Source organism: Mesorhizobium sp. M4A.F.Ca.ET.022.05.2.1, assembly GCF_003998845.1.
GTDB lineage: Bacteria > Pseudomonadota > Alphaproteobacteria > Rhizobiales > Rhizobiaceae > Mesorhizobium.
Genome location: NZ_RZOJ01000270.1, coordinates 1 through 8,479 on the forward strand (window position 1 = coordinate 1; position 8,479 = coordinate 8,479).

The 8,479-nt window shown below is 64.4% G+C and carries 10 protein-coding genes; 4 read left to right on the forward strand and 6 right to left on the reverse strand.

What is annotated here, in order from left to right; genetic code table 11:
• A partial coding sequence (locus tag EN745_RS24095) for an aldehyde dehydrogenase family protein (RefSeq protein ID WP_127422426.1) occupies positions 1-179 on the forward strand: 179 nt, incomplete at its 5' end.
• 19 nt (positions 180-198) lie between these two features.
• Here the strand turns inward: EN745_RS24095 and EN745_RS24100 are convergent.
• From EN745_RS24100 to EN745_RS24120, 5 genes are all read right to left on the reverse strand, one after another.
• A complete protein-coding gene (locus EN745_RS24100) occupies positions 199-1,056 on the reverse strand; it encodes a sugar phosphate isomerase/epimerase family protein (protein WP_127422427.1) in 858 nt (285 codons plus the stop codon).
• A 4-nt stretch (positions 1,057-1,060) separates the two neighbouring features.
• Positions 1,061-1,837 (reverse strand): ATP-binding cassette domain-containing protein, encoded by a 777-nt coding sequence (locus EN745_RS24105; protein WP_127422428.1) that lies wholly within the window; start codon positions 1,835-1,837, stop codon positions 1,061-1,063.
• Complete coding sequence (locus tag EN745_RS24110; protein WP_127422429.1) at positions 1,834-2,820, reverse strand: ABC transporter permease; 987 nt, start codon at positions 2,818-2,820, stop codon at positions 1,834-1,836. The genes EN745_RS24105 and EN745_RS24110 overlap by 4 nt, the downstream gene beginning before the upstream one ends.
• 141 nt (positions 2,821-2,961) lie before the next feature.
• Positions 2,962-3,951, reverse strand: a complete 990-nt coding sequence (locus EN745_RS24115; RefSeq protein ID WP_245487819.1) for a substrate-binding domain-containing protein — start codon at positions 3,949-3,951, stop codon at positions 2,962-2,964.
• A gap of 75 nt (positions 3,952-4,026) precedes the next feature.
• Positions 4,027-5,088, reverse strand: coding sequence for a LacI family DNA-binding transcriptional regulator (locus EN745_RS24120; protein ID WP_127422431.1), 1,062 nt, complete (start codon positions 5,086-5,088; stop codon positions 4,027-4,029).
• Positions 5,089-5,210: 122 nt separating this feature from the next.
• Here EN745_RS24120 and EN745_RS24125 point away from each other — a divergent pair, with 122 nt between their 5' ends.
• Together EN745_RS24125 and EN745_RS24130 are read left to right on the forward strand one after the other, a co-directional pair.
• A complete protein-coding gene (locus EN745_RS24125; protein WP_127422432.1) occupies positions 5,211-6,242 on the forward strand; it encodes a hydroxyacid dehydrogenase in 1,032 nt (343 codons plus the stop codon).
• A 212-nt stretch (positions 6,243-6,454) separates the two neighbouring features.
• Positions 6,455-6,760, forward strand: a complete 306-nt coding sequence (locus tag EN745_RS24130) for a hypothetical protein (RefSeq protein ID WP_126059409.1) — start codon at positions 6,455-6,457, stop codon at positions 6,758-6,760.
• 66 nt (positions 6,761-6,826) lie between these two features.
• Here EN745_RS24130 and EN745_RS24135 read toward each other — a convergent pair whose 3' ends face one another.
• A complete protein-coding gene (locus tag EN745_RS24135; protein ID WP_126058974.1) occupies positions 6,827-7,504 on the reverse strand; it encodes a GntR family transcriptional regulator in 678 nt (225 codons plus the stop codon).
• Between the two features lie 236 nt (positions 7,505-7,740).
• Between EN745_RS24135 and EN745_RS24140 the strand changes: the two genes are divergently transcribed.
• The gene (locus tag EN745_RS24140; RefSeq protein WP_126058973.1) at positions 7,741-8,328 is read left to right on the forward strand and encodes an amino acid synthesis family protein; all 588 of its coding nucleotides are present in this window, start codon (positions 7,741-7,743) and stop codon (positions 8,326-8,328) included.
• Positions 8,329-8,479 lie beyond the last annotated feature (151 nt).

Here is an 8,479-nt window from a genome sequence, read left to right on the forward strand (position 1 = left end):
GCATTCAGGCCGGCATCTGCCACATCAACGGCCCGGCCGTCGGCGACGAGGCGCAGATGCCGTTCGGCGGTGTCAAAGGTTCCGGCTACGGCCGCTTCGGCGGCAAGGCCTCGATCGCCGAATTCACCGACCTGCGCTGGGTGACGATCGAGGATCCCGGCCAGCACTACCCGTTCTGACGGAGAGCCTGGCGACCTTCTATCTGCCGAGGCTCAGCCCTGCCTTCCTCGCCTCGTCGCGCAGGAACGGCAGGCCGACCTCGATGACGTCGCGCGGGTCTTCAGCCACCGGGCGCCACACCGCCAGTCCGCCGGCGATGTCGACGTCGACATGGTTCATGCTTTCGAGCGTGATCGGCCCCTCGTAGCCGATGTCGGCGATCGCCTTCATGCAGGCCGCCCAGTTGATCATGCCGCGCCCCGGCACGCCGCGGTTTGCCTCCGACACATGCACATAGCCGAGGAAGGGCGCGGCCGCCTCGAAGCCGGCCGCAAAGCTCTCCTCCTCGATATGCATGTGGTAGGTGTCGAGGTGGATGAAGATATTCTCCGCCCCGACCCGCTCGATGACCCTGGTCGCATCGATACCGCGGTTGATCAGATGCGTCTCGTAGCGGTTGCAGGGCTCGATGCCGAGCTTCAGCCCGCGCGCCTTCGCCGACTTCGCCGCCCGCTCGAGGAAGCGGCACATACCGTCGATCTCCTTGCGCGTCGGCGCCTGGCCGGTAGTCTTGCCGATCGTGCCATAGGTAACGCCGCCGAGCGCCTCGCTGCCCACCTCATTGCAGACCTTGAAGGCCGGCTGCAGGAAGTCGAGCGCCTCGTCCGGCCGCTCGACCACATCGAGGGAGCGCGGCAGGCCGAGCGAGGGGATCAGCTCGACGCCGTAGTGCGTGGCGAAGCCGCGCGTGCGCTTGGTGTCGATCTCCTCAGGGCGCAGCAGCGGGATTTCCATCAGCCCGATGCCGTGTTCCTTCAGCCGGTCCATCTGCGGTTCGATGCGGGCAAGGTCCCAGACCGGAGCGATGGCGAAAGTGTGCAGTCCAAAAGTGTTCATATGTTTAGCCTCGTTGTTCATGCGCCGCCGCGGCGCTGATATCGCCGCCGCCGACGATGCGGCTGACGACTTCGTTCATGTTCGTCTTGCTGGTGACGAGATCCGCATCGGCGCGGCCGTGGCGCAGCACGACGATGCGGTCGGTGACCGACAGCACGTCGTTCAGCCGGTGCGAGATCAGGATAACGGCGATGCCCTCCGACCGCAGCCGCCGGATCAGGTCGAGCACGCTCTGCACCTCGCGCACGGCAAGCGCCGCCGTTGGCTCGTCCATGATCACCAGCTTCGGATTAAAGGTCAGCGCGCGAGCGATCGCCACCGTCTGCTGCTGGCCGCCCGAGAACGAGCCGACCGACCGGTTGATCGACGGTAGCCGCGCGCCGAGCCGCTCGATCATCCTGGACGCCTCGCGGTCCATCGCCGCCTTGTCGACGAAGCCGGGAAACAGGCCGAACACCTTCCTGGTCGGCTCGCGGCCGAGAAAGATATTCGACGCCACGTCCTGCTGCTTGGCCAGCGACAGGTCCTGGTAGATCATCTCGATGCCGAGCTCGCGCCGCTGGCCCGGGTCGAGCCCAAGGATGTCCTTGCCGTCGAATTCGATCGAGCCGGAATCGGCACGGTAGATGCCGGTGATGGTCTTCATCAGCGTCGACTTGCCGGCGCCATTGTCGCCGACGAGGCCGACCACCTCGCCAGCCGCGACCGAGAGATCGACACCGTGCAGCACGTCGACCGCGCCAAAACTCTTGCGGATGCCTTGAAGCGAAAGAAGCATCATACGCGCGACTCCTTCCGGACCTGATACTGGTCGATGAAGACGGCGAGGATCAGCACCGCGCCGATCGCCATCTGCTGATAGTAGGACTGCACCGCAAGCAGCGTCAGCCCGTTCTGCAGCACGCCCATGATCAGCGCGCCGATCATCGTGCCGAGGATCGAGGCGCGGCCGCCGAACAAATTGGTGCCGCCGATGATCGCCGCCGTGATCGCGGTGAGCTCATAGTTGATGCCGGCGGTTGGGTCACCGGCATTGACGCGGGCGGTGAACAGCAGGCCGGCGAGGCCGGCGAGCGCGCCGGACAGCGTGTAGATGATGCGGCGGTGGTGCTCGACGCGAATGCCCGCGGCGCGCGCCGCGCCCTCGCTGTCACCCAGCGCCAGCGTGTGACGGCCGAAGCGCGTATAGCCGAGCACGCAATGCGCGACGATCGCCGTCAGCACCAGGATGATCACCGGCATCGGGATGCCGAAGGGCCGCCCTTGGCCGATATAGACGATCGCCGACGGCAGCCCGTAGATCGCCCTGCCTTGCGAGATGACCAGAGCCAGGCCGCGCGCCAGACCGAGCATGCCGAGCGTGACAATGAAGGCCGGCACGAAGGCGCGGGTGACGAGCTGCCCGTTGATATAACCGGCGATGGCGCCGGCAAGGATGCAGGCAATGACCGCGAAGACCGACGGCCAGCCGAGATTGACCGCGACGAAGGCGCCCGCCACGCCGGCAAGGCCCAAGACCGAGCCGAGCGACAGGTCGAGCCCGCCCGAGCCGATGACGAAGGTGGCGGCGATGGCCAGCACGCCGATCGTCGATGTCGCCAAGAGGATGTTGAGGAAATTGCTCAGCGACAGGAAGAACGGCGACAGCAGCGCCATCGCCGCGCTCAGCGCCACTAGCACCAGCAGCGACTCCAGCCTGATGTGGAGCCGTTCGACGGATGCGCGCTGCACCCGAGCCCAGAAACCGGGCTGTTCAGAAGCCATGTCTTTGCACCTTTGAGAGCGGCCGTAAGGCAGTAGGCAGTAGGGACTAGGCAGTAGGGCAAATATGAGAGCGATCCGAGCGGCAGGAACCGCTTGCTTCCCCTACAGCCTACAGCCTACAGCCTACTGCCTATTCCCTGCTCACTTCACATATTGCAGCATCGGCTCCTTGCCGGCGTCGAGCATCTCCTTGGTCAGCACCAAAGTAGGCACGGCGATGCTCTCCTCGACCTTCTCGCCGGCGAGCGCCTTCTTGACGTTCTCGACCGCCTGCTTGCCGACCAGATAGGGAAGCTGCGCCACCGAAGCGTTGAGGCGGCCCTCCTTGATCGACTTGACCGCATCCGAATTGCCATCGACGCCGATGATCGTCACCTGCTCACCCTTGCCGGCCGCGTAGACCGATTCCACGGCGCCTAGCGCCATGGTATCATTGGCGCAGAAGATGGCGACGAGGTCAGGATGCGCGGTCAGCGTATCGGTTGCGATCGAGGCCGCCTTGCCGCGATCCCAGTCGCCGGGCAGCGAAGCAACGATCTCCAGCCCCGGCGCCAGTTCCTTGAGCTTGTCGGCAAAACCCTTGGCGCGCTTCTGACCAGTGATGTTGCCCGAAAGGCCCTCGATCACCAGCACCGGACCCTTGGCGTCCTTGCCGAGCTTGGAGACGAGATATTCAGCGCCCTGTCCGCCGGCCGCGACATTGTCGGAGCCGATGCGGAAGGTGATCTTGATGCCTTCCTTGTCGAGGACCGCCGGATCGAGATTGCCGTCGAGGTCGACGACCTTGATGCCGGCATCCTGCGCCGCCTTCAGGCACGGCAACAGGTTGGTCGAGTTGATCGCCGCGGTGATCATCGCCCCCGGCTTGCGCTCCAGCATCGTGTTGCAGAGGTTGAGCTGCGGCTCGGCCGCCTGGTCGCTTTCGGCCGCCTGCTGGAAATATTTCACACCGGCTTCCTTGGCGCCATCCTCGACGCCCTGGCCCATCGCGCCCCAGAACGGATTGGCCAGCGTCTTCATCAGCACGCCGTATTCGCCGTCCTCGGCCTTGGCAGCGCCAACGGCCGACATCGCCAGCGCGATGCCTAAGGCAATCGTAAATCGATTTATCTTCAGAACGAATGCTGTCACCTTTTCCTCCCTGTTGATATTACGCGCCACGAGCCAAAGCCAGGTGCGGCGCCACTCGGTTTTCGACAATGGGGGCTATTGTCGGTTTCCTCCCCCGGAATGCGGGCCGCTGCCTGGCGAGCCAACGGATTCCCGCATCAACACCTTGCAGGGTTCGAGCCGCGCCCTTGGCGGACCGCCCTCGCCCTCGATCCTGCGAAACAGCACGTCCATCGCATTGCTGGCTATCTCGCGCACCGGCTGCACCACCGCGGCGATCGCCGGCCAGGTCACCTGCATCCATTCGGCGTCGTCGAAGCCGACCAGCGAGATGTCGTCCGGGCAATGCCATCCCCGCCTACGGAATTCGGAGAGCGCCACGAGCGTGCCCTTGAGGAACAGCGAATAGACCGCCGTCGGCCGCTCACCCTTGCTGAAATAGTCGCTGAGCAGCGCCCGCAGCGGCTCCACCTCGCTTTCCGAAAGCACGACGTCGATGCGGACGTCCGGAGCAAGTTTCAGCGCGGTGTTGCGAAACCCTTCGAGGCGGGCGCGCACCGTCGCTGCCTGCTGCCCGAGGCCGACGACCAGTATGTGGCGATGGCCCTTTCCGACAAGCGCGCGCGCCACCTCGGCGCTTGCCGCGGCGCTGTCGGCAGAGACCGTGTCGAAAGCATCGTCCGCGAGGACGCGGTCGATCAGCACGCCGGTCATGCCATTGGCCTTCATGAAGCCGGCCGCCGGCCCATGCTCATTGCGCACCGGCGCCAGCACCACGCCGGCGACACGCCAATCATGCATGCGGGCAAGGATCTCCTTCTCGCGCGCTTCCGATTCACGACTGGAGGCGGCGACCAGCGTGAAGCCTCGTTGCTCGGCGAGACCCTCGAGCTCGCTGACCATCTGGCCGAAGAACTCGCTTTCGAACTCGGGCATGATGGCGCCGATGATGCGGCGCTTGGCCCGGCGCATGTCGGAGGCCAGCGGATCGACGCGGTAACCGAGCAGTTCGACGGCATCGAAGACGCGCTGGGCGTTTTCGGGCCTCACCGTGGTGACGCCAGCCAGCACCTTGGAGACGGTGGCGGCGGACACGCCGGCACGGCTTGCCACGTCGTGGATCGACGCACGGCGCTGCTGGGCCTCCCTGTTCGCCATGTCCTCCTCCTGAGGCTTGCCACATCAATCGATAAATCGATTTTTCAAAGTTGTAAATCGTTTAATCCGGAGTAAAACACGGTTGTGAATGGCACGGTCCGGTCGCGCCGGGAGGAAACATCATGTCAAAAAATGCCTTGCCGCTGGTCATCAGCGCGCCTGAGCCGCGCACCCTCGAACTGATCTTCACACCGCCGCAGTTGGCACGCTTTCGCAAAAAATATCGCATCGTCGAAACAACGCCTGAGATGGTGGCAGGGTTGCCTTCCGACATATTGGCCGAGGCGCGCTACATCGTCGGCCAGCCGCCGATCAGTTCCGAGACGCTGGAGGCGCTGAAGGTGCTGCGCTGCATCTTCAATGTCGAGACCAATCTCGTCAACAACATGCCCTACGATACGCTGTTTCAGCGCGGCATCCATGTCGTCACCACCGGGCTGGTCTTCGCCGAGCCGGTGGCCGAGCTCGGCCTCGCTATGGCGCTCAACCTGGCGCGCGACATCGTCGATGCCGACCTTGCCTTCCGGGAGGGAAAGGAACTGTGGGGCGGCGACGGCAATGCGACCGCGCGGCTGCTGAGCGGCGCCGAAGTCGGCATCATCGGCTTCGGCGATCTAGGCCGCGCGCTGAACCGGCTGCTGACTGGCTTCCGCACCCGCACCAGGGTATTCGATCCCTGGCTGCCGCCGTCGATCCTCATCGACAACGGCGTCGAGCCGGCCTCGCTCGACAAGGTGCTGTCGGAAAGCGATTTCGTCTTCGTCGTCGCCTCGGTGACCAGCGAGAACCAGGGCTTCCTCGGTGCCGAGGCCTTCGCCAAAATGCGCACGGGCGCCGCTTTTATCCTGCTCAGCCGAGCCGGTGTCGTCGACTTCCCCGCGCTGATGGAGGCGGTTCGCAGCGGTCAGATCGTCGCCGCAAGCGATGTCTTTCCGGAGGAGCCGTTGGCCAGGGACCATCCGGTGCGCGGGCTGCCCGGCTTCCTACGCTCCGCTCACCGCGCCGGCGCGCTCGACGTCGCCTTCAAGCGCATGGGCGACATGGTGCTGGAGGATATGGACCTGATCGACCGCGGGCTGCCGCCGCTGCGCTCCAAGCGGGCGGAACGCGAGACCGTTTCCAGGATGCGGTCGAAGCCGGTCGACAAGAATTGAGGGCAAACGCCACCCTTCGCAACTCGCTGCACGCGGCGGCGAAGAACAATTAAATCGAACGCGGGGCGATCAAAAAGGTTCATTTTCCGCTAGATCCTATCTTGGCAGAATTATCATCTCGCAATCCGCTTCATCATGGAACCTTCGTCCAAACCTGTCGTTTGGCCTTTGATCGTTGCTTCGACGATCCCAAAGCAACAGGAGGATATATCGTGAACATCAAGATGATATGGCTCGGCGCCATGGCGCTTTCGATGGTCGCCGGCTCCGCGTTGGCCGCAGGAGAGACTGGCACGTCGGCACTCGACGACCCGGCCAAGATGCAGCCCTTCTATACAGACTCCACCATGAAGACGATGGTTAGCAACGACGATTTCGTGAAGGCCTGGAAGGCGCTGTCGCCGGAAGATCAGATGGCGATGATGTCGGCCTGCGATGACGAAGCGAAGAACGCCAATCCCACCAACAGTCATCCGGAGTTCTGCAGCAGCGTCAAGGCAAACGGCGGCAGCAAATAGGCCTGCCGGTATCGCAATGGATGAAACGGCTCCGCCTGCGGGGCCGTTTTCTTGCCGGCCGGGATTCTACAACGACCCCAGCCGAAGCGCATCCCGGGCGATCCGCCAGGCGGACTCGACATGTCGCCGCGCCGCCGCCTCCGCTTCCTCCGGCCTGCGTGAGCGGATGGCGTCCATGATCGCATTCATCTCGGCGATGGCCGGCTCGCGGCGGTTCTCCGACGCGATGGTCATCGAACGCAGTTGATTGATGCGAACGTTGAGCCCGGTGACGATCTCCCAGGCGATGCGCTTGTCGGCAGCTTCGAACAGCACCTCGTAGAAGCTGGCGGTCGCCCGCATGACCTCCACCGGGGCGCCCGAGGCCCAGGCTTCGAGCAGCTTTTCCAGGGCGTCGTCAAGGAGAGCGATCTGCTCCTTGGTGGCCGACGTCGCGCAGGCGCGCGCGGCGATGCCTTCCAGCAGCGCGCGCAGTTCGTAGATCTCGTCGGTGCGGCCGAGGTCCGGCTTGGCCACGGCCGGTCCGTGGCCCGGAACCATCTGCACCAGGCCCTCTGCCTCCAGTTGCCGCAACACCTCGCGTACGACCGAACGGCTGACGCCGAGCTGGTCGCAGAGCGGCCGCTCGACCAGCCTCTCGCCGGGCTGGAAGTGGAAATCCATGATCGCCTCGCGCATGCGCTCCAGCGCCAGCGTCCGTAGCGTCTTGGCAGAGCGGTCGATCCGAAGCGTGTCGTCAGGCATTCTTCTTCCGCCCTCTACGAGCAATTCCAGAAAAGTGTTCTGTCAGGAATTGCGCTTCAAAACAAAGAGATAGAGCGGTTGGCCGTTTCCATGAAACGGTGAGACGCTCTCGCCTCGCCACAAAAACAGATTCCATGGCCGATTGACAAGGCACTTGGCTCTCCATATTATGGTATACCATAAGACGTCGATAGAAACGACGAAACCGCATTGCGCCGTTTCGTCCGAGGAATCTCATGAAACCGGCCATCCGCAAGATCGTGACCTATGTCGAGAACACGCTGATCGAAGGCGGCAAGGCGGCGCCCCGGCCGCTGCGCCTGATCGGCGTCGCGGCGGTGCTGACCAACCCGTGGGCCGGACGCGGATTCACTGAGGACCTGTCGCCCGAGATCCGCGCCGTTGCCCCGGTGCTCGGCGAAACGCTGACCAATGAGATCATTGGCGTCGCCGGCTCCGGCGAAGCGATCGAAGGCTACGGCAAGGCCGCCATCTGCGGCACGTCGGGCGAAGTCGAGCACGCTTCGGCGCTGATCCACACACTGCATTTCGGCAACCACTATCGCCGCGCCGTCGGCGCCAAGACCTATCTCGCCTTCACCAATCTGCGCGGCGGGCCGAACACGCCGATCATGATCCCGCTTATGGACAAGAACGATGAGGGTCGCCGCTCGCATTATCTCACGGTGCATTTCCAGATTGGCGATGCGCCAGCCCCAGACGAGCTGGTGGTGGCGCTCGGCGCGTCGATCGGCGGCCGCCCGCATCATCGCATCGGCGACCGCTACCAGGACTTGAAGGAACTCGGGGATCTGCATGGCTGACGCCGCCGCACTGGCCCTGGGCAAGGCTCCTGACGCCACCGGCTTCATCCGGGCCGGTTCCGGCGCGCCGGTTCTGCTGATCCATGGTGTCGGCATGGGCGCGGCGATCTGCGGCCGCCAGATCGCCGCGCCCATGCCGACACCATGGATC